The organism is Acinetobacter sp. ANC_7553 (genome assembly GCF_056779895.1).
In genome coordinates, this window is sequence record NZ_JBWYIV010000015.1 from 46404 (window position 1) to 72360 (window position 25957).

Sequence of the window (25957 nt, forward strand, 5' to 3'; positions counted from 1 at the left end):
TAACAGGCAATTAACCAACACGGTAATTCGGTGCTTCTTTAGTAATGGTCACATCGTGAACGTGTGATTCAGACATACCCGCAGACGTGATTTTCACGAATTTCGCATTTTGACGAAGATCTTCAATCACTGCAGAGCCTGTATAACCCATAGATGAACGTAAACCACCCATCATTTGATGCACGATGTTGCCCATTGGCCCTTTGTAAGGTACGCGGCCTTCAATACCTTCTGGAACCAACTTCTCAGCACCTGCTTTAGAGTCTTGGAAATAACGATCCGCAGAACCTGTTGCACCCGCCATTGCACCCAATGAACCCATGCCACGGTAAGCTTTGTAATAACGACCTTGGAAGAATTCAACTTCACCTGGTGCTTCTTCAGTACCAGCAAGTAAAGAACCCACCATAATCGTACTTGCACCTGCACCGATCGCTTTTGCCATATCACCTGAGAAGCGGATACCACCGTCTGCGATCAATGGAATTTGATCTTTCAGTGCGTTAGCAACAGAATCGATCGCCGAAATTTGTGGCATACCAATACCTGCAACAATACGAGTCGTACAGATTGAACCAGGACCGATACCTACTTTCACAGCATCTGCGCCTGCATCAAGTAAAGCCAATGCAGCATCGCCAGTCGCAATGTTACCGCCAATGACTTGAACTTGTGGGTAGTTGGCTTTAACCCAACGTACGCGCTCGATAACACCAGCAGAGTGACCATGTGCAGTATCGACCACAATCACGTCTACACCCGCATCAACCAATGCTTCAACACGGCTTGGAGTTTCTACACCTGTACCAACTGCAGCACCCACACGTAAACGACCTAAGTCATCTTTACAGCTATTTGGATAAAGCTCAGCTTTATTAAAATCTGTTACAGTGATTAAACCTTTTAGTTCGTTGTTTTCGCCAACAACAATCACTTTCTCAATGCGATTTTTTTGAAGAAGTGCCTGAATGTTTTCTTTCGATTCACCTTCGCGAACAGTGACCAAACGATCTTGACCAGTCATGATGTTGCTTACTGGCTGTTCAAGATTAGTTTCAAAGCGTGTATCACGACCTGTCACAATACCAACTACTTTGCCATCTTTCACCACTGGCACACCGCTGATATTGTTCGCGTGCGTAATTGCGATTAACTCACGCACAGTCGTTTCAGGGGTTACTGTAATTGGATCTTTCACCATGCCTGCTTCGAATTTTTTAACACGGCGTACTTCAGCAGCTTGCGCTGCAATATCCATATTTTTATGAAGGATACCGATACCGCCATTTTGTGCCATTGCAATTGCCATACGGGATTCAGTCACCGTATCCATTGCTGCAGACACAAGAGGGATATTCAAATTAATGCCGCGAGTTAAACGTGTCTTTAGAGAGACATCTTTTGGGAGAACAGTAGAGTAGGCAGGGAGTAATAGGACATCATCAAAAGTTAACGCGTCTTGAACGATGGTCAACATAACAGTCTCACTGGTAATTTCCGTGCGCCATTATATACAAATTTTAAGGTAAATTTCATTTCTTATTATCGACAATTTTATGAAATTTACCCATCACCCCTATTTTTATGCAACTTACTATCCGAGAAAATCATAATAAGAACATATAAAACAGAAGCATATTTTAAATCATTCAAATTAACTGACCTGATCGTAATCGTCATCATTCGACGATGGAACAATTTCAATATCAATTAATGGGATCAGATGATGGGCTTGTCGAGCTTTGGCACATTGCGCATCTCCGGCTTGGACCTCTCTACACGATGAACTGCGAACCGTATAAATCGAGCAAGAGACCTGCTTCCCTATTTCTCCTTCTAGAGCAACGCATCGCGGGTTAGTTTGATTCGTCCCCACCATACAAGCATATACAGGGTTAATATCCTCAACCATCTCGGTAGGGATGTTCATCGCTTCCGCACCATAAAATGAAACACGGAAATAGGCACAACAAGCACCACAACTTAAACACGCATCCTGTGCAGAAATCTGAGAGAGCATTTTTAAATCTCTTAAAAATAATTTTTTAGTGACGAAATCCTAAAAAAACTTAATTTCAAAAACAAGAATTTTTTTATTATATTCGTTTATTAATCAATAACTTCTGTTAAAAAAATGCACCATTATGAATCACTTTTATGATGCATTTTTTCAACGCGATTTATAAATGAATCAAAAATTTTGAAGATTCAAATATTTAAGCGAATACAACCATTTATAACCAATAGTGTTGTACTAAAGTGCCCACACCAATGACAAGGAAAATTATTGCGCCAATTTTGTGAATCAAGGAAATAGGTAATCGATTCGCCAATTTATCACCAATAAATACTGCCGGCGCATTAGCGATCATCATACCTAATGTCGTTCCAGCCATCACCCACCAGATACTGTCAAAACGTGCAGCAAGTGCCACTGTCGCAATCTGCGTTTTGTCGCCAATTTCAGCCAAGAAAAATAAAATAAATGTCGCTCCAAAAACGCCAAATTTTTGCCATTTTTGAATACTACCTGACTCATCCTCTAATTCATCAGGGACCAACATCCAAGCAGCCATAGCAATAAATCCTATTGCTAGAATCCACATGAGGATCTCGGGACTTAAAATTGTTGTAACCCATTGTCCTAGAGCAGCTGAAACCCCATGATTGACAATTGTCGCTAACAAAATAGCAATTAAGATTGGAACGGGTTTACGAAAACGTGCAGCAAGCAGTAAAGCCAACAATTGGGTTTTATCACCCATTTCAGCTAATGCGACGATACCTGTAGACAGAAGGAATTCATACATGATGTCTTTCTCTGGCTAGCATAACAAATACCAATGACCCACCACCCCTGCTAGCCAAAAATCTGCAGAATGGTAAATCAAAGGTCTTGCCAACAAAAGAAAGAAAGCTCGAAAGGAGCTCATTTGGTTCTTTGCTATGATGACCATGCTCGTTTTAGAGCAAATATGTTGACCATCACCTGTTCTGTTGCAGAACAGCGGCTACTCCCCAATGAAGTTTCTCCATTATAAGCCTGGCTTTTTGTTTTTACAAATAAAAACCCCACCGAAGTGAGGTTTTGATTCTGCATCCAAAATGCTTTTAAAAATAATTAGATAAGCAATGTACGAATATCTTTAAGCAGCTTCGTCAATTTATTGGTAAATCGAGCAGCATCAGCACCATTAATGACACGATGGTCATAAGACAATGACAATGGAAGCATTAAACGTGGATCAAAACCTTGTCCATTCCACACAGGTTGCATCGTTGCAGGTGAAATACCCAAGATTGCCACTTGCGGCCAGTTGACAAGCGGAGTGAATGCAGTACCACCAATTGCGCCTAGGCTTGAAATCGTGAAGTTGGCACCTTGCAGATCTTTCGGTGACAATTTCTTATCACGTGCTTTTTGACCCAACTCACCGAGTTCAACTGCGATTTGCTTAATTGATTTTTGATCTGGATTACGTAGCACAGGCACTGTTAAACCATCTGGTGTAGCAACAGCAATGCCCATATGGATTTCTTTACGCAGTAATACGGTTTTGCCATCATCAGACAAGTGACCTGCAAACTCACGCTCTTCTTTTAGCAAATGCGCTACAGCCTTGATGATGAAAGCCATAATGGTCAGGCTAATGCCTTCTTTCTTAAAGTTGCCTTTAAGCTCATTACGCCATGCTTCAAGCTCCGTAATATCTGCCGCATCAAATTGGGTCACTTGCGGGATATAATTGTTCAATGACAACTGTGGAATAGACACTTGCTGTAAACGTGTTAACGCTTTTTCTTCTACACCACCAAAGGCATCAAAACTTGGTAATTTAGGCAATCCTGCTGGTGCAGCAACTGTCGGTGCAGCAGTTACAGGTGCTGGTGCAGTTAAACGTGTTTTCACATACGCAAAGATGTCTTCTTTCATTAAGCGTGCATGTGGACCAGAAGCTTTCACTTCTGCCAACACAACACCAAGCTCACGCGCCAACTTACGTACCGCAGGACCAGCATATACTTTAGCATTTGCTGCATTTTGCTCTTTGGTCAGCTTATCTGCTGAAGGAGCAGCTGTTTGTACAGGAGCAGCAGCTTGCGCAGGGACTGCTTTTGGTGCTTCCGCTTTTGTACTCACTGGTGCTGCTACAGGGGCTTCTGTAACTGGGGTTACTCGACCTTCAGCTTCAATCGTAACTAAAGCCACGCCTTCAGACACGTTTTGACCCAATTCAATATGAATTGCGGTAATCACACCTGTGGTAGTACTTGGTACTTCAACGGTCGCTTTGTCCGATTCAACCACAATGATGCTTTGGTCTTTTTCAACCTTATCACCAACAGCCACTAAAATTTCAGCTACAGCAGCTTTGTCTACACCTAAGTCAGGGACAGCAATCTCAACTTTACCTGCTGGCGCTGAAGCAACTGTCGCTTTTGTTGATTCTGCAGGTGGTGCTTCTGCAGCTGGAGCAGAAGACGATGCAGTTTCTGCAGCAGCTTGCGCCGCGGTTGATACTGAAGCTGCTGTTTTCACTTTCAGAATCACAACACCTTCTTTCACTGTATCACCAACTGAAATTTCAATCGATTCAACTGTACCCGCAACAGCACTTGGAACTTCGACTGTTGCTTTGTCTGACTCAACGACTATGATACTTTGATCGACATCAATTTCGTCGCCAACAGCAACCAAAATTTCACCCACAGTGGCTTTTTCAACACCAATGTCTGGTACTTGTACATCAACGGTTTCAGATGCCGTTGCTGCTGCTTTTGGTGCTTCCACTTGAGATTGAGCTACAGGTTCTGCTTGAGCTTGTGCTTTCAATTCTTCAACTTGTGCTGTAGGTGCTTCAGATGACGTTTGCCCTTCCGCTTCAAGCTCTACCAAAATCGCACCTTCAGCAACTTCGTCACCAAGGCTCACCAAAATACTTTTCACCACACCTGCTGAAGTGCTTGGCACTTCAACAGATGCTTTGTCAGACTCCAACAAAACAATGCTGTCATCGACACTAATCGTATCACCCACTTTGACCAAAATTTCAGCCACTGTGGCTTTATCTACACCAATATCAGGAGTCGTAATTTGCATGCTTAGTTCTCCTCTTTGTAGTCAGCTACAGCGTGAAGTTCAGGCGTTGTTTGAGGTGCCCAAGCGACTGGACGGTCAGTATCTAATTCAAAGCTAGAAATCGCATCCTTAACTAGACGCGCATCTACTTCACCCTCGTCGGCAAGTTTCTTCAGTGTCGCAACCACAATATGCGCAGCATCTACACCAAAGTAGCTACGAAGTTTTGCACGTGTATCTGAGCGACCATAACCGTCTGTACCTAATGCTACAAATGGACGATTATCTGGAAGGTAAGCGCGAATTTGTTCACTGTAAGCACGCATATGATCTGTTGCAGAAACGACGATACCTTTCGTACCACGCAACTGCTTCGACACCCATGCTTCTTTCACATCTTCAGTAAGTGGATGTAAACGATTATATTCTTCGCACGCCATACCATCACGTGCAAGCTCATTAAAGCTTGTTACGCTGTAGACATTCGAATGAATTTGATATTCATCACGTAAGATTTGAGCCGCTTTAATCACTTCACGCAGAATTACACCTGAACCTAAAAGCTGAACTGTGGCTTTTTCATCTTCCTCAAGTAAATACATACCACGTTTAATGCCTTCTTCAGCACCTTGTGGCATCGCTGGATGCTCATAGTTCTCATTCATTACAGTTAAGTAATAGAACACACGCTCCTGATCCACATACATGCGTTTTAGACCGTCATGTACAATCACCGCAAGTTCATATCCGAAACATGGATCATAAGAAATACAATTTGGAATCGTATTCGCAAGAATATGTGAGTGACCATCTTGATGCTGTAGACCTTCACCATTCAGCGTAGTACGACCAGCAGTTGCACCCAATAAGAAACCTTGCGCCTGTGCATCACCTGCCGCCCATGCAATATCACCAATACGTTGGAAGCCAAACATTGAGTAATACATGTACATTGGGATCATAGGAAGGTTATTGGTTGAATAACTTGTTCCTAAAGCAGCCCAAGCACTCATCGCACCTGCTTCATTGATCCCCTCTTGAAGCATATGACCATCTTTCGCTTCACGGTAATGCATCAACTGCTCTTGATCTTCAGGGGTATATTTTTGACCGTGCGCGGCATAAATGCCCAATTGACGGAACATCCCTTCTAAACCGAAAGTACGCGCCTCATCTGGAACAATTGGTACCACACGGTCTTTAATTGCTTTTTCTTTCAGTAGTGCAGAAATCAAACGTACCATCACCATGGTCGTTGATTGTTGCTTACCATTAGAACCAGCTAACACTGCATCAAATACAGACAACTCAGGAATCGCTAAAGATTCACTTTCTTTACGACGTGCTGGTAAGTAACCACCTAAAGCCTCACGACGAGCCTTCATATACTTAATTTCAGGCGAGTTTTCACTTGGTCGATAAAATGGAACTTCTTCAAGTTGCTCATCGGTAAATGGCAAGTTGAAACGGTTACGTACATATTTAAGCGATTCAAGTTGCATTTTCTTGATTTGATGCGTTTTATTGACCGCTTCAATTTCTTCAGATAAGCCGTAACCTTTAACAGTTTTCGCGAGAATAACCGTTGGCTGACCTGTAGATTTCATGGCTTCTGCATAAGCAGCATATACTTTGTAAGGATCGTGGCCGCCACGATTTAAATTATCGATATCTTCATCACTTAAGTGTTTAACTAACTCTTCAGCTTCAGGGTATTTACCAAAGAAGTGCGCACGTGTATAAGCGCCGCCTTTCACTTGATAACGCTGATAATCACCATCTACAGCTTCTTCCATAATGGCTTTAAGCGCACCAGATTCATCTTTAGCAAGTAGTGGATCCCAATGACGACCCCATACTACTTTAATCACGCGCCAACCTGCACCACGGAATAAAGACTCAAGTTCTTGGATGATCTTACCATTACCACGAACTGGACCATCTAAACGTTGTAAGTTACAGTTTACAACCCAAACCAAGTTGTCTAGCTTTTCACGACCTGCCAAGGAGATTGCACCAGTACTTTCTGGTTCATCCATCTCACCATCGCCGAGATAAGCCCAAACCTTACGATCTTCTTCTTTAATCAAACCGCGGTTCATCAAGTACTTTTGAATATGTGCTTGATAAATGGACATGATTGGACCTAAACCCATCGATACCGTTGGGAACTGCCAATAGTCTGGCATTAAGTACGGATGTGGGTACGAAGGTAAACCAATACCATCAACTTCACGACGGAAATTGTTCAGATGCTCTTCAGTTAAACGACCTTCCAAAAATGAACGCGCATAAATCCCTGGTGCACAGTGACCTTGATAATAAATCATGTCACCGCCGAAGTTATCACTGTTCGCACGGAAGAAATGGTTAAAGCCAACATCATATAAAGTTGCAGAGGATGCAAAGCTGGCTAAGTGACCACCAAGATCGTCGCCTGTTTTATTGGCGCGAAGCACCATTGCTAAAGCATTCCAACGAATCAAAGCACGAATTCGGCGCTCCATATCTGGATCGCCAGGCATTGCAGGTTGCTCTTCTACTGAAATCGTATTTAAGTAAGGAGTATTTAGACGCTGAATGGGAACATGTTTCGCAATCGCACGTTGATACAGTTTTTCAAGAAGAAAGGCTGCTCTTTCCGTCCCCATATGCTGTAAAACAGAGTCAAAAGCGTCCTGCCACTCTTGGGTTTCTTGTGCGTCGGTATCACCGTAATACGCCATATTACACCTATATTCATGCCTATTTGTATGCCCTATATTTAACATATTTTCGCGATACGCAGTTATGGCTATAAATGAATACGACATTAGACTAATATTTCGATAATAAATAGTACTTGACCGTTTATTACACAAATTAACACTAAAACGCCAATTTTGCTGTTTTTTTATACAAAGCTTTATTCTAATCTTGAATTTAGTCAGGTGACCTGACTGCAAAAACGAAAATCGCCAAGACTATGCTTGGCGATTTATTCAAATGACTTAACAATGGATGTGTATTAATGAGGTTTGATAATTAATTAAGGCAACATCGCTAGGTAAGTTGAAGGATTTTTACGCTGACCATCTTTGACCACTTCGTAATGTAAGTGAGGACCAGTACAGCGTCCAGTACAACCTACATTGGCAATATGCTCACCAGCAGTGACTTTATCACCTACTTTAGCAATTAAGCGTGAAGCATGTGCATATCGTGTGATATACCCATTACCGTGGTTGATTTCGACATATTGACCATAACCTGTACCCCAACCTGATTTAGTCACTATTCCTGGACCAGTTGCATATATTGGAGTTCCTGTTGGTGCCGCAAGATCCAAACCAGAATGGTTTTCAGCACGTCCGCCCATTGTTCGGCCGCCATAATTTGAACTGACACGACCACTTGGAAGTGGGTGTGTCACTAACCATGAATACGCATTATTTGAAGAGTAACGATTTGAACTTGTCGTTGTAGTTTTTTGAGCAGGGTATTTACTATTAAGCAGCGCATTATTTAATTCGATTGGATCCGCCTTCGCTCGAACTGTCACATCGACTTGTGCTGTCGATGGAATGTCCATGTCATCAGGATGACTATAAGAACCTTGTGATAGTGTTCTTGTTAACTCTTCCAATCGATCAGGATTGGAGGCTTGTGTGGCATCTAATTGAACTAAATCTGCAAATGCAACCGAAGCTGCTGAAGCTGCTAAAGAAAACGCTAATAAAATACGTCGCGTATACATATAAACCTCATTAAACTGTTCTTACTCAAGTCTCTTGTGTGATCTCTTCCTTGATATCGAAAGAAACAAGCGTTTAAGATTAAGACAAAACAATGTAGGAACAATGTATGTCAGAACCAAAAAATATGTTTCAACAAACAAGACAACACATAAAAACAGGAAACTTATCGTTTCTCACAAAGCAAGTTGCTGACTGGCAGAGACTTACAAAATTAATTCAACCGCTATTGCCCAAAAATGAACAATGGCAAGTTGTCTGTTATCAATACGGTATTTTGACCATCACCGGTGAAAATCAAGCCATGATTAGTCAACTCGGTTACCTTCAAAAACAGTATATTTCTCAGTTATCACAAATCCCTGAACTCAAAGATTTACAAAAAATCCAAGTTCGTCTTCGAGCAAAAAAAGAAATTCCCCAAACACAAACTGAAAATTCCAAAACTTCCTTATGTCCGACAACGCAAGAAATGTTACTCAACGCTGCTAGTTTTGTGAACGATCCTAAGCTTAGCCAAGCTATGATACGTTTGGCAAGCAATAAAAAGTAACAGGACCATTTGATTTAAACGTCATTCACTATTTTAAAGGAGAATTAAGTCACACTTAACAATGTTATACTATAACATTTAACCTGAAGACAATGACTTAGATCACACTTACATATTGAATTGGACAAGACTTTTCGTCATCAAATGTTACAATTTCATAATTAGATGGGTCACTCTGAACATTGCGAAGCAGTTGATTATTGAGTGCATGTCCAGATTTGTAACCATCAAACTTCGCAATAATTTGATGTCCGAGTAAATAAAGATCACCCACCGCATCTAATATTTTATGACGTACAAATTCATCAGCAAATCGTAAGCCTTCTTCGTTCACGACACCTGAATCATCAACACCAATTGCATTCTCTAAACTAGCACCCAAAGCTAAATTATTCGCCTTAAGATAATCCAAATCTTTCATAAAGCCGAAAGTACGTGCCTCACTGACTTCATAAACAAATGTTTCCGTTGAGAAATCAATACTGGCAGACTGATATTCTTTGGCAAAGGCTGGGTGATCGAAATCAATCGTAAAATTAAGTTGAAAACCATCATGCGGATTAAAAATAGCGCGCTTATCGTCAATTAATGCTTCAACAGGCTTTAATATTTTTATAAATTTTTTAGGCGCTTCTTGCTCCATCAACTCACCTTGCATGAGTAAATAGATAAATGGACCAGCGCTTCCATCCATAATTGGAACTTCTGAAGCTGATACTTCAATAATCAGATTATCAATACCAAGACCTGCAATCGCACTCATAATATGTTCGATAGTCCCAACTTTGGCATTTTCTTGTACCAAATTCGAACACATAAATGCTTCCTGAATCAGCATCGCATTGGCATGAATATCTACAGGCGGATTTAAATCAATACGGCGAAAAACAATACCCCCATCAGCTACATGTGGTACAAAGTTAATCATTACTTTTTGCCCACTGTGTAATCCGATACCACTCGCTTTCACGACTCGTTTCAGGGTGCGTTGTTTCAACATGTTTCTTCAATATTCATCTAAAATCTAGTATACGTTAGCACATTTAGCCATTGATAAAAATCAAAAAGGTGGCATAAGAGCCACCTTTTCTGTTTGATCATCGTAAACACATTATGTTACATGTTATTTACGCTGTTGATTTTTAAGATAATCTTGAATGCTCATGGGTGCAGATCGAGGCGCTGCAGAAGGCTCTGGGGCTACACTCTCTTGATTCTGACGTTTACTGATTGCTGGAACATCATCTTCATCCAAAGCAGCAGCTTGTCCACCAACTGATGGGTTTACACTCACTGGCGCACGGCGCTTCACTTCCGTTTCATTCGCATTACGAGTTAAACCTGTCGCAATCACAGTAACACGGATTTCATCACGCGCATCTGGATCAAATACTGTACCAAAGAAGACTTCACCTTCATCTAGATCAACAATCTGATTGACAACATCTGTGATAATTTCGGTTTCACGTAAGGTAACATCATTACCGCCAGTGATATTAATTAAAACACCCTTCGCGTTCATAATATTTACGTTGTCAAGTAACGGGCTGCGAATCGCAAGACGCGCTGCATCTTCAGCACGATCTGGACCGCTACTCTTACCTTCACCCATCATCGCATAACCGCGTGTGCTCATCGCTGTTTTCAAATCGGCGAAGTCAAGGTTGATATGACCAGGACGCACAACTAGATCAAAGATACTTCGTACTGCGTTAAGCAAGACATCATCCGCTTTGCGATAAGCATCTTGCATCGAAATATCACCATAAACGCTAAGTAGGCGTTGGTTTGGAATGATAATCAATGAGTCAACATGCTTTTCAAGTTCTTCGATCCCTTTTTCAGCAGAACGTTGACGACGACGACCCTCGAAGTTAAATGGAGTGGTGACAACACCAACCGTCAAAATACCCATTTCTTGTGCTATTTCAGCCACGACTGGTGCTGCACCAGTACCAGTACCACCACCCATGCCGGCAGTAACAAATACCATATCTGCACCTTCTAGATGCTGACGGATTAACTCGCGACTTTCTTCTGCTGCAATTTGACCGACATCAGGATTTGCTCCTGCACCTAGTCCACGCGTACTTTGTTGGCCCAATTGGATTTTGAATGGCGCATTCATACGATCTAAAGCTTGTTTATCTGTATTTGCACAAACAAATTTCACGCCTTTGATATCAGATTGCACCATGTGTTGTACGGCATTACCACCACCGCCACCAACACCAAACACAGTAAAACGGGCTTGACCGTTATTATCGGTTTGTTCATCTTCTAAAAATTCAAATGAAGCCATGACCTTAACTTTTCCTAATAAATTTGGCAGTCACTTAAGCCCGTATACTGCCTTGATCTTCAATAATAAAAATTTGTTTTTAGGATGCGTTGCAATCACATTCTTGTCAAGCACATGAAGTTGCTCTTACAAGTTGCAAACAATACTCCCTTAAAAACTAAACTTAAAAAATACCTTTCAATTTGTTATTAAACGCATTCCAACCATTTGCTATGCGCTCTAATATTGGACGCTTATTCACTTCTTCAGGTTGCTCAACCGATTCTTGTAAATCGCTTTGACTAAATAACAGCAATCCTGTTGCGGTAGAATACATTGAACGTCTTAATGCCGGTAAATGTTGATCATCCGCATATACTTGTAGCGGAGGATTGCCTAAATGGGCAGAAACACCCAACATACGACGTGATAGTGTGATCATACCCTCAATCTGACATGCATCACCACTTAAAACTACACCGTGATATAAACTTTGTAGCGCACCACGTTGTTGTAACTCATCACGCACCATAGAAAGAATTTCTTCGTAACGTGCAATAATAATCTCTGATAGCTCAATCCGACTGATCGCTTGAGGACCATCGATCGCTTCAAACTCGATCATATGTTCAGGTTTGACTTGCTGTAAATCAACACAGCCGTAAAGCAATTTGAGTCGTTCAGCTTCTTCGGTCGTCGTTTGCAATACTGCGGCGATATCACGCGTTACATTTTCACCACCACGTTGAATGGTGTGTGCTAGCACTAAATGACCTTCAATATAAACTGCAATATTGGTTGTACCAGCCCCAATATCCAATAAGCATACACCATACTCTTTTTCATCTTTCAGCAATGCACCTTCAGCCGTTGCTAAACATGAAATCACCATCTTTTCGACAAAAATATTGGCGCCTTTCATTGCACGATCTAAATTTTGCATGGTGCTGATTGGTAGCATCATAAGTTGATAATGCGCCGTCATGCTATTTGCTGAAAGGTTAATTGGATTATGCACCCACTCAGGTGAATCATCCAACTCAAAACCCAATGGGACTGCACTTGCAAGATAATGATCAGAAGTTAAATGACTGGCTTTTGCCATTTCTAAAGCTTTAACCACTTCTGAAGTCGTAATGGTGCGTTCTGGATTAGAAATCGGTGTCCGGCCTGTCGCATAAGCACTTTGCAGTTCTGTACTCGGGATCGATACCCATGCCGAATGCACACGACACTCCGCCATATCTTCTGCTTCTTGTACCGCATTCTTAATCGCAGAGATCACTTTTTCAAGGCTAACAATTTTTCCTTTGTTCATGCCTTTATTTCGCGCAGTCGCCATACCGATGACCTGGATATTATCCGGCGCATGTACTTTACCAATTAGAACTGAAACTTTATGTGTCCCAATGTCTATCGCAACAACTGAGGGAACAGCCTCATTCATGATTCACTACCATTTTCTTCATTGTTTATATCTGGCTTATGCCTATTTTTAAAGCCACGTATTATGGCTTTGCAACTCTTGAATCTGCAATGTTAATGTCATTAATGGTTACAACAAACTGACCATTTATAATCTTTGGTGGTGTCGCATTTTTCCATTGAATCGCTAAGCCATTACGGTAACGTAAGTCAATCGCTGAAACTCTTGGCCAAACCACTTTCAGATCTGCTTGAGATAAGTGACTCAATCGTTGCAGTTTGCTTATGGTCTGATCCTGATCCACAATAATACGTAAACCCGAATCGAACTGCATAAACCATGTCCGACGATCTGTTAAATATAGCTCTTTCAAACGCAGATTCACTGGACTAAACAGTTGATTAATTTCATGATAACGTCTCATCATGACTTTTGACTGATCTGACGGACCATGCATAAGTGGTAAATTTGCGTGATTTCTAGAGTACGCCTCTGTATACACCACACCCTGATCACTTAACAGACGTCCTGTTCCCCAACGTGCAATCGGATGTTTCGGAATAACACGAACCTTAATGCCGTCTGGCCAAGCTCTAGAGATGACCACTCGATCTACCCAAGAAATCTCTAATGCCTTATCACGAATTTGCTCAAGATCAGCAGTAAAATAATTGCCTGTAATGGTAGGCATTAACTGCTGTTTTACTTGACTAATTTCAGGCTCGGCTTGCAGACCAACCACATCCAACGATGCTACTTTTGCATTGGTCATGACGCTATATAAGCCATAAATCCCGATCAAAAGTACACAACATGCAAAAATAAGCATGACCCAACCACCCGCATTAATCATTTTCTCTTTGCGAGTCGGTGGTTTGTCATGAATCGATGTAATCGCCGCACGTTTGCGACGCATCGATGGAGGTAGTTGAGCCATAACTTAGTGTGATTCTTTCGCTAAGGTTTGCTCTAAAATAGCCAAACACAAATCTTCAAAACTATAACCTACTGCTTGAGCTGCTTTTGGTACCAATGAATGACTGGTCATGCCTGGAACAGTATTCACTTCTAGCAACCAAAATTGACCTTGCTCATCCTGCATAGCATCAATTCTACCCCAACCACTTGCCCCAACAGCTTGAAACGCTCGTAAGCAAAGTGCTTGTAAGCTTTTTTCTTCAGCTTCACTCAAACCACAAGGGATACCATATTCAACATCATTGCGTTGGTATTTAGCTTCATAGTCATAAAAGGCTACATCAGCTGGAGGTTGTAAACGGATGACTGGTAATGGTTGGCCGTTTAAAAATGAAATCGTAAATTCACGACCTGTAATCCACTTCTCAGCCATGACCACGGCATCATGTTGAGTCGCTTTTTTAATTGCTTCAGCTAAATCCTCTGCTTTCTCAACCTTACTCATGCCCACACTTGAGCCTTCATGCACGGGTTTGATAATCAGTGGTAATCCAAGCTCTGCAACGAGTGCTTGTGCATCAGTATCTTTAGAAACAATGCGGTATGGCGCTGTAGGAAGTTCAGAACCTTGCCAAATTTGCTTGGTCTTTACTTTATCCATTCCAATAGCCGACCCCTGCACACCAGTTCCAGTATATGGAATATTTAACCACTCTAATGCGCCTTGGATTTGACCATCTTCTCCACCACGACCATGTAACACAATAAATGCACGATCGTAATTTACCAATTCAGTCACACTGCGTTCTTGAGGGTCAAAACCCTCTGCATTCACCCCTGAACGTACCAATGCTTCAAGTACAGCCTTACCACTATCTAATGACACCTCACGCTCTGCAGATTTACCACCAAGCAATACAGCAACTTTGCCGAATTTAGAAGCATTTGACACGTTTAGTTCCTTAAACTTATAAAATTTTCAATTTAGCCAAATCATCAAACGACGATTATTTTAAATAGAGCTGGTTCTGAGCAAGCTCAATTGAAATTGCTCCAACGTTACCCGCACCTTGAGTCAATAACAAGTCATTTGCTTGTAACACTTTTTGTATCACATTTGGCAAATTCCCTTCTACTGGATCAATCAAGATTGGTTCAACATCACCACGTAATCGGATACTTCTTGCCAGTGAGCGACTATCTGCACCAACAATCGGCTTTTCACCTGCAGAATATACTTCTAATAGCAGTAATTGATCGACTTGTGACAAGACATCAACGAAATCATCAAAACAATCACGTGTACGGCTAAAACGGTGAGGTTGGAACATCATCACAAGTCTACGATCAGGATGACTTGCTCGCGCAGCTTTAATCGTTGCTTCAACTTCTTTTGGATGGTGACCATAATCATCAACCAGTTTGACCGTTCCATCACCTAACTCAAATTCACCTTGAATTTGGAAACGACGCCCTACACCACTAAAACTTTCTAAAGCACGAGCGATTGCAGCATCAGATACACCTTCATCAGTTGCCACACCAATCGCAGCTAACGCATTAAGGATGTTATGCAAACCAGGCATATTAATGGTTAACTTGAGTGGCTCTTTGTTTTTACGAAGCACAGTAAAATGTGATTGCATCCCCTCTTGTACCACATCTACAGCACGAATATCGTTATCTTCGTTAAACCCATAAGTTAAAACAGGTCGACCAATACGTGGCATAATTTCACGAATATTTTGATCATCGCCACACACCACTGCTAAACCGTAGAACGGAAGCTTCTGCAAGAATTGAACAAAAGTATCTTTCAAAACATCGAAGCTACCACCATAAGTGTCCATATGATCAGCATCAATGTTGGTGACAATAGCGGCCATTGGTTCTAAATATAGGAATGAAGCATCAGATTCATCTGCTTCAGCTACAATATAACGACTCGCACCTAAAGCAGCATTTACTCCAGAGCGATTAAGCAAACCACCAATCACGTATGTCGGATCCATGTTTTCTTCAGCAAGCATACAGGTCACCAAACTTGTCGTAGTGGTTTTACCATGTGTGCCTGCAACCGCAATACCATGACGGTAACGCATCAACTCGCCCAACATCTCCGCACGACGCACTACAGGGATGCGTGTTTCAATCGCTGCTTTAATTTCTGGGTTTTCTTGGTCAATCGCGGTCGATACAACCAATACATTCGCACCGTTAATATTATCAGCAGCGTGTCCGATATGAACTTTAATGCCATTTTCTTCAAGCTGTGCAGTGGTTTTAGAGGCTTTAATATCCGACCCTGAAACTTTATAGCCTTGGTTTTTTAAGACTTCCGCAATCCCGCACATTCCTGCACCACCTATACCCACAAAATGAATATGTTTGATACGGCGCATTTCAGGAATTTTGATCAGGTTTTTTGCTTTATCAGCTGGGTTCGTTGAAGACATAATTTTCTCTAAAAACTTACAAATCTTGAATTAAACCAACCACACGCTGAGTTGCATCTGGTTGAGCTTGTTGACGTGCTTTAACAGCCATTTCCGTCAACAATGTACGGTTCATGAGTGGCAATAAAACTGCTTTTAATGAATCAGGAGTGAGTGTCGCTTGTGGACAAATTTTTGCAGCATTAATATCTGCTAGGAATTTGGCATTCGCGGTTTGGTGATCATCTACCGCACTTGGCAAAGGTACAAATACGGCTGCAACACCCGCGGTAGCAATCTCAGTAACTGTCAGTGCACCAGCACGACAGATTACTAGATCGGCATTGGCATAGGCTTCCGCCATATTTTCAATAAACGGTTGAACTTCTACCTGTAAATGATCAGGAGCATCGGCATAACGTGCCCGCGTGCTATCAGCATGATTTTGACCACACTGATGATAAACACTTAAAGGAACATCTAATTGTTTCAGTGCTTCGGGTACGCGCTCATTCAATGCTTGTGCGCCCAAAGAGCCGCCTACAATTAAAATACGAATAGGTTGATTGGCTTTTTCTCGCTCTTGATATCGCCAAGCAGGACTCAATATCGCAGAAATTTCCTTACGTACGGGATTACCTGTAGTCACGATTTTATGGTTTTCTGGAAATGTTTTCGGGAATGCCTGACAGACCGTTTTAGCAACACGAGCCAATTGGGTATTGGTGAAACCCGCTACTGCATTTTGCTCATGAATGATGACAGGAATACCAAGAATACGCGCAGCCAAACCACCAGGACCTGCAACATAACCGCCAAAACCAGCGACTGCATCTACGTTTAATCGTTTCATATAGCGCATTGCGCTAAGCGTTGCTTTTAAAATTTTAAAAGGGGCTTGCAGCTTACGGACGATTCCATTGCCACGCACACCCTGAATATCAATTTGATAAATTGGAATGTGGTGATTTTTAAGCAAGCGGTTTTCCATACCGGAAGGCGTTGCCAACCATGACACTTCGACACCTTGCTGTTGTAATTCCTGAGCAACTGCTAGGGCAGGAAATACATGTCCACCTGTACCTGCAGCCATCATCATGACATGTTTAGGTTGTTTATGCTGAGCTTGTGTCACGGTCTAATTCTTCAAATCTAAGAGCTAACAGAAAATTTTATATAAGGTATCAATTGTAATCACAATCGTATATCCATGAAAGTTTATTTACTTTTTTTCACGGACCCTTTAATTGTTTTTTTCATATGATTTCAGAGTTTAAACTAGATTTATTATGAGGTGTGCCTTTTTTATGTATTTTACCATTCGATCTAGTTTATAACGCACCAACATAATGATTAATGTGCACATTAAAAACCACCACAGCATTGGTTCTATTGTTCCTTCGTATCTGCGCTACCGCCATATTGGATATAAACTTATGTCTAAATGGTATGAGGCAATAGTTCTATTTATGATATTGCTATATCTCATTGAGATTCAGCTCGCGAATAAAAGGATTTTTAAACGCAAATGTCAAAAATATCATCTTATGACATTTGGATTATTTTGGCAGGCTACCTTGCTGCAATTCATGTCGGTAAACTTTCTGCTGTTATTCCAATTCTTCAAAAAGATTTAAATCTAAGTTTCACCCAAGCAGGCCTATCCTTATCACTGGTTCAAGGTGCTGGAATGCTATTTGCCCTGTGTATTGGTGCTGTATCTGAGAAAATAGGACTCAAAAAATGTCTTATTTTTGCACTCATTCTATTGGGGATGAGTAGTTTTGCAGGCTTATGGATTGATCATAGTGTTAGCCTTTATTTTTTTCGATTTATGGAAGGCATTGGATTTCTCACCATTAGTCTTTGCGCTCCCGCAATTTTAAAACGCCTAAGCACGCCTGAAACCATGAATTTTAAAATGGGGTTATGGAGTTCTTATATGGGAGTTGGGGTTAGTCTTGCTATTTTGACCATCCCTGTATTACTCGAATGGCTCAGTTGGCAACACATTTGGGCATTATTTGGTGCCTTGTGTTGGCTGGTTGCCTTGATGATTTACCATTTTTTACGTTATGACGATAAGCAAACCACTGTAACGACAAAGGCACTGAGCACATCAACCTCCAACTCTTTTTTATCTATTGTTAAAGCCACCGCGACCCATCCACCCATTCTCTGTCTAGCCGTTATCTTTGCTTGCTATACCAGTCAATGGATCACACTCACAGGTTTTTTACCCAGCTTGTATGTCTCATTCAATATGGATTTAAAGCTTGTAGGAATTTTGGTGTCAATGGTTGTGTTATCTAACTTAGGTGGAACCTTTGGCGCAGGCGTATTACTTCAAAAAGGCATAGCTCCTTTTAAATTACTTCAATTTAGTTTTTTAAGTCTAATTTTATGTAGCTGGGTTGTATTTTCACAACCCTATTGGTTGATTTTTGAGTTGCAATATTTGTGCGCTATTTTGTTTTCTTTTATCGGTGGCATTATTCCGACGACCGTCTTTGCCAATACGCTTAGATACGCGCCACAGGTCAATGCAGCAGCATCCAGTATGGGCTTAGTGCTGCAAATTTCTGCATGTGCGCAGTTCCTTGTTCCCCCAGCAACAGCAGCTCTCGTTTCGTCTTCTCACCAGTGGTCCAATGCCGCATGGGTTACCGTAAGTCTTTCCACCCTAGGACTATTGACCAGCTATTATTTATTTAAAATATATACGCAAAAAAAAGAGCCTATTTAGGCTCTTTTTTGCAGATCAACTAACGTCCAGTTTCTAAAACATCAAATAATGTATCTGCGATAGATGTACCAAATTGTGCATCTATTTCACGTATACATGTTGGACTAGTCACATTAATTTCTGTTACATAGTTTCCAATGACATCAAGACCAACAAATACTAGTCCCTTCTCACGCAAGAATGGTCCAACTTTAGCAGCAATCGCCTTATCATTTTCAGTCAACGGACGTGCTTCACCACGCCCACCAGCAGCAAGGTTACCTCGCGTTTCACCATTTTGTGGAATACGAGCTAAACAATATGGTATTGGCTCACCATTGACCATCAGAATACGCTTATCTCCATCCACAATTTCAGGAATATAACGTTGCGCCATAATCGGTTGCTGCCCCATTTGAGTCAACATTTCCAAAGTTGAACCGATATTTGCCCCTGCAGCAGTTAAACGGAAAATCCCCATACCGCCCATCCCATCTAGCGGTTTTACAATCACATCTTGATGTTCAGCAATAAACTCTCGGATTAAACTTTGCTGTGAAGTTACCAAAGTCGGAACCTGCAGTTCTGGAAATTGTGTAGCGAACAGCTTTTCGTTACAGTCTCGCAAACTTTGAGGTTTATTGATAATCCAGGAACCTTCACGTTCCGCTTGTTCCAGAATATAAGTTGTATAAACAAAGTTCATATCAAAAGGTGGATCTTTACGCATGAGTACAACATCGTATGCGGCTAAAGATTCTTTCTGTTTTTCACCAAGTTCATAGTAATGATTATAATCCTCAAACACTTTAAGTGGTGAGATCAAACCAAAAGCTTTGCCTTGATCGATATATAAATCTTCCTGAAGTGCATACCCTAACTCATGACCGCGACGTGCAGCAGCCCAAAGCATTGCCATGGTCGAATCTTTTTTGAGGTTTACATTTTCGATGGGATCCATCACCACAAGTACGCGCATGATCTGTTCTCTATTTTATCAATGAAGCGATTATAACGAAGTTTAGTGAACGATCTACTGATCTATCAAAGGATCAATTGTATAAATTCAGAGAAGCTCTTTCCTATTTCTGCTGAGCACTAGAATTTGGATTCATATCAAACTACTAAAAAAAATAATAAAAAACGGCGCAATGAGCGTCAGGAAAAATCCACTGAGAATTGCAATTTGTACATCTAATGGTGAACAATTGTTTTTTACAAAGGGTAAAGTCGAGTCCATCGCCGTGGCACCACATACACCAATGATTGGCTTTGGATAACGCTGACCTAATAAATACAACAATGCAATCGCATAAAACTCTCGTACAAGATCTGTGATCAAAGCAAAAGTTCCCTGCTCAGGTCCTAAAACTTTAGCAACTAAAGGACCAGAAAGAGAGAACCAACCAAATCCACTCCCCATCACAACGAGTTCGACAAAAGATTGAGTCATGATATGACTCGTCAAATAAGCCGCAATAAATAGTGCAATGATTGAAAAAAATGGCACTTTAATATGATTCATAGTGAGGGCTTGAATTTTAATCGTAGACAAATCCACTCCGATTAAAAAAATCAACACATACAATAGTATCGCGCTTAACATTTCCCCTGATAAAGTCTTGGGTAATAGCCAATATAGCCCCATCCCGATCAACACCATTCCAATCGCAATCAAGCATTCGGTAATAGGTTTGAGCATATCCTTGAATGATTTTTGGTGCTCAGCCTTAAAGTGGCTACGATTAAATAAAAGTCCAAAGGTAATCAGACTTAACACTGTAGAATAAATAAAAGCTTCAATTAATATTTTTGAACCAAGATCTTTATCAAACAAGACACTGCCAAATTGAAAGCCTATAGAGATGAGGAGCAACCACACCAAAAACGTAATTTGACCAACCAATATATTGCGGACTTGAACGTTTGCAGCTTTACCTGTGCCCCAACCCAATATAAGAGAAATGAGAATAGGTAGAAGCGAAATTATTAAATTTTGAATCATATTTTTTGCTTTGTAAGAGAGAAATCAATCAAAATCATCCAGCGCTCACCAGCCTCAGCATTTGTGCCTTGATCTATTTTTCTAATAGGTGATACATAATGTGAAACTGCTGGATCGTGTACAGCAAAACTTTCAGAAGCTTGTCTCAACGTAAATTTTTGATAAATATTATAATTATTTACCTCATCTAAACGCTTATTTCTTTCCTGAGGTGATGCAATAAAGTTTTCACCTCCTTCAATGTTATTGCTCCTATAAAACAAATGAGCAAATGTGAATGGCTCACCATCCTGATGAAAACAATTAGGCGAACTAATTCCTAGCTGATCGGCATGAGTTGAACGCAGTTTGACAAAATGGACACCCACGTAAATTGGCAGATAGGCATTTTCCAAACCAAAAGTAAGTTGATAATCATCTACAATCAAATCATTAAGATATTGCGTAGATTTAGCTTCTTGGCTCAACGCGTTAAAATAACGAATCGACTGATGCTCGGGATTGTTCCCTCCCTGATCATATCCAGATAACTCCTGCCCTATATTATCACGCACTGTCGGCAACCAAATAGGCTTAAGATCTTTTTCCCAAGGTAAAATTAAGGCATTTCCGTATCTTCTAAACCTTTGAGTATGTGTAGGTGCAAAAGGATCTTTTTCAAGTTTTTCAAACTCTTTAGCTAGTAATAGTTTAGAAAATCCACCTCTATAGATTTATAATGTAGATACCCTTTTGCTTTGAAGGTATTCTTCAAATCAATTTCTTGATGTTTTATAGCAGTCAAATTGCTATACGATTCAGTATTAGCGTCTAATTGATCAAGCACAATTAATCCTTAAGAATAACTAAATAAATATCATAGTTACGCTAAAATTATTACGTTTTTATTAAGGTTTACTCACAAAATAATATTACTATTTCAAATTAAATTATTAAGAAAAATTACAAAATTATTGTTACAACTTCAAATACAAGTTACATCAAACGTTAACATCGTTGAATAAAACTAACAGGACTTGCTATTCCAACAATAGGTACAAGTCCATGATTAAAATAATTTCTACACTCTGTTTACTCACTATCAGTTCAATTACTTTAGCAGCAGGCAATCCTACACGAGTCGGTGATGTACTCGGTCGAGACCTCGACGTTCCACTCGTTGGTGCATTAGGGCATACAGGTGTATATGTAAGTTCAAACAATATTGTTCAAGTCATGAACAAAACGGCATATGTAGATGTGATTGAATATGTCAGCTTAAGTGGATTTAAAACTACAAAATATTGGGGAGCAAAGGCCAAAACAAGTTTTGGATATAAATCTCCTTACTCATCTGCTGCTAATCAAATCACTGCGATTTCAAATCAGCAACGACCTCATGTCGCTTACACGCTGTATTCAGCAACACCGAACCCAGCTGTGCAAGTCTGTTCACAATATAACTCCAATGGTGCTTGTAGCAAATATACATGGCAAAAGGGAACGTTCCGATGTGACAGCTTTACGAAATGGCTCTACACTCAGACGGGTAATGGTAATCTAGGAGGAAGCACACCGCGTGGAACTTTCAACAGTAGCTTACTCACAATTACACGAGTGTAAATAAATCATTCCATTGGATTGCCTTCACATCTCTGATGTTGAAGGCAACGACAGCTTAATATTATGAATAAGAAAAATATTTTTTTGGTTATTTTGATCTTCGTGATCTGTGCAGTAATTTTATGGGTGTATTTGAAATCGACAGCAGATACGACTCAAAGTATATCAAATCAAAACAATAATACTTCAACGTTAAAAAGCAATGAAGATCGCTCGACTAGCATGTCTGAAAATAGTGCAGATATGAAACTCAACACTAACCTACCCGTATGGGCAAAAAAGTTACTTCAACTTGATCAATCTGCTGCGAATCGAGAAGAAAAAATACATGATTTAATTCAGCTCCTTGAACAAAACCAGCATGATGAAAATGCAATAGAAGAAATCCTGACTCAACTTACTTCTCTCAATCCTTTAGAAGCAACTGAACAAATTTTGCCATTTCTAACACATCAAAATCCTAAAATTCAAAGCTTAGCGATAGGCGCACTGAATAATGCGATGTTGCTGACTGATCGAGAACATGAACTCAAAAAATCCTTACCTGAAAATGATTTGATTCGACAGAAAATTAGTCACGCTTTAGAGCAACGTTTTCAGGATCCAAATTTAGATCCAAAGGTTAAACAAGTTCTTATTTCTAGCCTACCGCATACCGCATCTGTCCAAACTCAGCACAATCTTGCACAAGAACTTCTTCAACAAAATTCTATCTCACCAAACGAAGCACAATTTCTTTCTCAATATCTGCTAAATGGTCAGGGAAATAACACAACTTTAGAACAACTTGCGCATAAAAATCCGAAGATGATTGAAGACATTATTGCGAATTTAAATATTCAAATTGTCGACCAACCCGCCATAGTTGAAGTTCTGAATAATGATCAAAAAAAGCAACTACATGATTTTATCTTACAACATCCACCAAACTCGAAAGATGAAAGCTATGGATATAAAAATGATATATGGCGATTTTCTTTAAACCAACTTCAACAATAAATAAGAGTTAGACTGGTTTTATATGAATATTTTTCAAGCTTATAATTACATAAAATTTACATTTAAAATAATTAAATAACTTCTCACTCCTATTTTAACTATAAATCAACATAGATTTAATACATTAATATTTTTTATTTTAAGCTAAATTAATATTACATTTTAATCATTCATGATTTCATTTTCTTAATCGTGATGACTAAATATTTAGCACTCCAATAATCATAGCTATAAATTTAATGAGGGCATTATGAAAATAGTATTAATTGGTGCAACAGGCATGGCAGGTTCTCGTATTCTTGAAGAGCTTGTTTCACGTGGACACTACGTCAAAGCGATTGCTCGTAATACAAGCAAAATTTCAGATACAGAGCGTGTTTTAACTGTAGATTTAGATTTAAATGATCAAGAAGCACTTGTAAATGAGCTGAAAGGTCAAGATGCTGTAATTAGTGCAGTACGTTTCCAAGGTCTTGATATCAATTCACTTCTTAATGCTATTCGTGAATCAAAAGTTAAACGTTATATTGTTGTTGGTGGCGCTGGCGGTTTAACTGTACCAAATCAAAATGTGCGTGTAATCGATACAGAGGACTTTCCTGATGCATATAAAGCTGAGGCGGAAGCAGGCATTCAGTTCTTTGATAAGTTAAAACAAGTGGACGACATTGACTGGACTTTTATTGCTCCTGCAGCGGAATTCGGTCCTGGTAAGCGAACTGGTGAATATCGCTCTGGTAAAGATGAACTTATCGTTGGTGAAGAAGGCAGTAAAATCTCTGCAGAAGATTTCGCAGTAGCGCTCAGTGATGAGCTGGAAAATAATAACCATATTCAAGAGCGCTTTAGCGTAGGTTATTAATATTCAATAATATAATAAAAAAGGAAGCTTAAGCTTCCTTTTTTATTATATATTTCACTCTATGAGATATTTTAAATAAATGAGATGAATGAAATCTAAAGAGGTTATAATATTCATATAAATAAAATTTAAAAAGTAGTATTTTCATGAATTATCTTGAGTATTTTTTATATATTTTCACTGTCATTATTATGATTGCCACTCCAGGCCCTGTTATGATTTTGGTGGCCAGTGCAGGTGCAAAAGGTGGTTATCGAAAAGCATTACAAACCATTTTAGGCACTAATGTCGCCTCACTATGTTTAATTGCGCTTTCAATTCTTGCACTTAAGGGTGTTCTTCATTTTAATGAGCATATTTTCAACATCATCAAAGTCCTAGGATGTCTTTATATTGGCTATTTAGGTTTTGAAATTCTTAGAGAAACTTTTCAGCACAATCAAACTGCCTCTTCAAAGATCAAGCCGATGGATAGCGGTTTTTCCAAAGGGTTTTTAGTTGGAATTTCCAATCCAAAAGATATTATTTTCTTCACTGCTTTTTTTCCGCAGTTTATTCAAATTACACCAAATATAGATTTAAGTTTGTCGCTGTTAATCATCACATGGATTCTTCTAGATTTTGTCGTACTATCTTTGGTCTATTTAGGTTTTAACGCTATTTCTCAACAACGTATTTATTCAAAAATCTTAGCCTTGTGTGGCGCGATCCTCATGACCATCGCTGGGTATGGGATATTCAGCACAGCGCTCTTTTATGAGTCTCTTTAACTTATTTAAACTACAATTTATGAATGAATTTATTCCCGGGGTTTCTAATGATGCAACCCGCCATGATCGTCTTTTATTCAGAAGATAAAAATCATTGATTAGATGATTCTTGCCTGCGATCAGGTTATGCATTTGATATACCCCACCGTGGCAAAATCGTCCTTGAGTGATGAGGTAACAAGAGCTGAATGAAAAGTTGGGCATGACGTAAAAATGTAATTTGTGTGATGCAGATAAGAATTTCGCATAAGGTGTATTATGTTAATTTTAGAAGAGCTATAAAGTGTCTACAAAATTGGTGGCTATTCAATTTGTTCGCACATAAATTATCTGAACTGCCCAAAGTTGGTAGCGAATATGCCGAAATCGGAGAGTCCTCCGAAGACTTTACGAAACGCATTGCAGACATGCTTTTAGAGCCAAAAAAATTCAGAATGTTTTATCCACTCCTGAAACAACTTGGCTTTAGTTCTAATAAAATTCAATCAGCAACAATTAAACAGGTCGATAAACCTAAGTTTTTAGATTTACCAAATATGCAGATCAATCGAATCTCTTACGGCATGT

Annotated in this window: 22 protein-coding genes, 1 pseudogene and 1 riboswitch; of the genes and pseudogenes, 7 read left to right on the forward strand and 16 right to left on the reverse strand. The window is 40.0% G+C overall.

Annotation, left to right across the window (positions count from 1 at the left end; translation table 11 throughout):
• Positions 1–10 precede the first annotated feature (10 nt).
• From guaB to AC1M9I_RS12295, 6 genes are all read right to left on the reverse strand, one after another.
• Positions 11–1477: an IMP dehydrogenase gene (gene guaB / locus AC1M9I_RS12270; protein WP_481594503.1), complete on the reverse strand. Its 1467-nt coding sequence runs from the start codon at positions 1475–1477 to the stop codon at positions 11–13.
• Positions 1478–1654: 177 nt separating this feature from the next.
• Complete coding sequence (locus tag AC1M9I_RS12275) at positions 1655–2020, reverse strand: YkgJ family cysteine cluster protein (protein ID WP_179999146.1); 366 nt, start codon at positions 2018–2020, stop codon at positions 1655–1657.
• Between the two features lie 214 nt (positions 2021–2234).
• Positions 2235–2810: a TMEM165/GDT1 family protein gene (locus AC1M9I_RS12280; protein ID WP_481594504.1), complete on the reverse strand. Its 576-nt coding sequence runs from the start codon at positions 2808–2810 to the stop codon at positions 2235–2237.
• A gap of 75 nt (positions 2811–2885) precedes the next feature.
• A riboswitch (yybP-ykoY riboswitch) is annotated at positions 2886–3032 on the reverse strand.
• Between the two features lie 89 nt (positions 3033–3121).
• The gene (locus tag AC1M9I_RS12285) at positions 3122–5101 is read right to left on the reverse strand and encodes a 2-oxo acid dehydrogenase subunit E2 (protein WP_481592823.1); all 1980 of its coding nucleotides are present in this window, start codon (positions 5099–5101) and stop codon (positions 3122–3124) included.
• 2 nt (positions 5102–5103) lie between these two features.
• Complete coding sequence (aceE, locus tag AC1M9I_RS12290) at positions 5104–7806, reverse strand: pyruvate dehydrogenase (acetyl-transferring), homodimeric type (protein ID WP_092766512.1); 2703 nt, start codon at positions 7804–7806, stop codon at positions 5104–5106.
• Between the two features lie 302 nt (positions 7807–8108).
• Complete coding sequence (locus AC1M9I_RS12295; protein ID WP_481592822.1) at positions 8109–8816, reverse strand: M23 family metallopeptidase; 708 nt, start codon at positions 8814–8816, stop codon at positions 8109–8111.
• Positions 8817–8923: 107 nt separating this feature from the next.
• Between AC1M9I_RS12295 and AC1M9I_RS12300 the strand changes: the two genes are divergently transcribed.
• On the forward strand, positions 8924–9367 hold the full coding sequence (locus tag AC1M9I_RS12300; RefSeq protein WP_035265826.1) for a DciA family protein: 444 nt from the start codon (positions 8924–8926) through the stop codon (positions 9365–9367).
• 97 nt (positions 9368–9464) lie between these two features.
• Here AC1M9I_RS12300 and lpxC read toward each other — a convergent pair whose 3' ends face one another.
• The 7 genes from lpxC to murG form a co-directional block, all read right to left on the reverse strand.
• A complete protein-coding gene (gene lpxC, locus AC1M9I_RS12305) occupies positions 9465–10367 on the reverse strand; it encodes a UDP-3-O-acyl-N-acetylglucosamine deacetylase (protein ID WP_481594506.1) in 903 nt (300 codons plus the stop codon).
• A gap of 123 nt (positions 10368–10490) precedes the next feature.
• Positions 10491–11669 (reverse strand): cell division protein FtsZ, encoded by a 1179-nt coding sequence (ftsZ, locus tag AC1M9I_RS12310; protein WP_035265829.1) that lies wholly within the window; start codon positions 11667–11669, stop codon positions 10491–10493.
• A gap of 163 nt (positions 11670–11832) precedes the next feature.
• Complete coding sequence (gene ftsA, locus AC1M9I_RS12315) at positions 11833–13095, reverse strand: cell division protein FtsA (RefSeq protein ID WP_481594507.1); 1263 nt, start codon at positions 13093–13095, stop codon at positions 11833–11835.
• Positions 13096–13156: 61 nt separating this feature from the next.
• Complete coding sequence (locus AC1M9I_RS12320) at positions 13157–14011, reverse strand: cell division protein FtsQ/DivIB (RefSeq protein ID WP_481594508.1); 855 nt, start codon at positions 14009–14011, stop codon at positions 13157–13159.
• A 3-nt stretch (positions 14012–14014) separates the two neighbouring features.
• Positions 14015–14944 (reverse strand): D-alanine--D-alanine ligase, encoded by a 930-nt coding sequence (locus tag AC1M9I_RS12325; protein WP_035265835.1) that lies wholly within the window; start codon positions 14942–14944, stop codon positions 14015–14017.
• Between the two features lie 55 nt (positions 14945–14999).
• Positions 15000–16448 carry a UDP-N-acetylmuramate--L-alanine ligase gene (gene murC / locus AC1M9I_RS12330; RefSeq protein WP_180028490.1) on the reverse strand — a complete coding sequence of 483 codons (1449 nt, stop codon included), beginning with the start codon at positions 16446–16448 and terminating at the stop codon, positions 15000–15002.
• Between the two features lie 16 nt (positions 16449–16464).
• Positions 16465–17562 (reverse strand): undecaprenyldiphospho-muramoylpentapeptide beta-N-acetylglucosaminyltransferase, encoded by a 1098-nt coding sequence (murG, locus tag AC1M9I_RS12335; protein ID WP_179999161.1) that lies wholly within the window; start codon positions 17560–17562, stop codon positions 16465–16467.
• Positions 17563–17955: 393 nt separating this feature from the next.
• On the opposite strand from murG, the gene AC1M9I_RS12340 reads away from it, so the two are divergent.
• Entirely contained in the window at positions 17956–19173 is a 1218-nt protein-coding gene (locus AC1M9I_RS12340) for an MFS transporter (protein WP_481592821.1), read from the forward strand.
• 19 nt (positions 19174–19192) lie between these two features.
• Here AC1M9I_RS12340 and gshB read toward each other — a convergent pair whose 3' ends face one another.
• The 3 genes from gshB to AC1M9I_RS12355 all read right to left on the reverse strand — a co-directional run bounded on the left by gshB (position 19193) and on the right by AC1M9I_RS12355 (position 21870).
• Positions 19193–20131 (reverse strand): glutathione synthase, encoded by a 939-nt coding sequence (gene gshB / locus AC1M9I_RS12345; protein WP_481592820.1) that lies wholly within the window; start codon positions 20129–20131, stop codon positions 19193–19195.
• A gap of 132 nt (positions 20132–20263) precedes the next feature.
• Complete coding sequence (locus AC1M9I_RS12350) at positions 20264–21157, reverse strand: LysO family transporter (protein ID WP_481611116.1); 894 nt, start codon at positions 21155–21157, stop codon at positions 20264–20266.
• A complete protein-coding gene (locus AC1M9I_RS12355; protein WP_481592883.1) occupies positions 21154–21870 on the reverse strand; it encodes a 2OG-Fe dioxygenase family protein in 717 nt (238 codons plus the stop codon). Before AC1M9I_RS12355 ends, AC1M9I_RS12350 begins: the two co-directional genes overlap by 4 nt.
• Positions 21871–22201: 331 nt before the next feature.
• Here AC1M9I_RS12355 and AC1M9I_RS12360 point away from each other — a divergent pair, with 331 nt between their 5' ends.
• From AC1M9I_RS12360 to AC1M9I_RS12380, 5 genes and pseudogenes are all read left to right on the forward strand, one after another.
• Positions 22202–22759, forward strand: coding sequence for a hypothetical protein (locus tag AC1M9I_RS12360; RefSeq protein WP_035270262.1), 558 nt, complete (start codon positions 22202–22204; stop codon positions 22757–22759).
• Between the two features lie 63 nt (positions 22760–22822).
• Positions 22823–23758 (forward strand): hypothetical protein, encoded by a 936-nt coding sequence (locus AC1M9I_RS12365; protein ID WP_481611117.1) that lies wholly within the window; start codon positions 22823–22825, stop codon positions 23756–23758.
• A gap of 250 nt (positions 23759–24008) precedes the next feature.
• Entirely contained in the window at positions 24009–24620 is a 612-nt protein-coding gene (locus AC1M9I_RS12370; RefSeq protein WP_481592817.1) for an NAD(P)-dependent oxidoreductase, read from the forward strand.
• Between the two features lie 146 nt (positions 24621–24766).
• A complete protein-coding gene (locus AC1M9I_RS12375) occupies positions 24767–25390 on the forward strand; it encodes a LysE family translocator (RefSeq protein ID WP_092766522.1) in 624 nt (207 codons plus the stop codon).
• Positions 25391–25701: 311 nt separating this feature from the next.
• Positions 25702–25957, forward strand: a pseudogene (locus AC1M9I_RS12380) (replication initiation protein RepM); the annotation flags it as partial.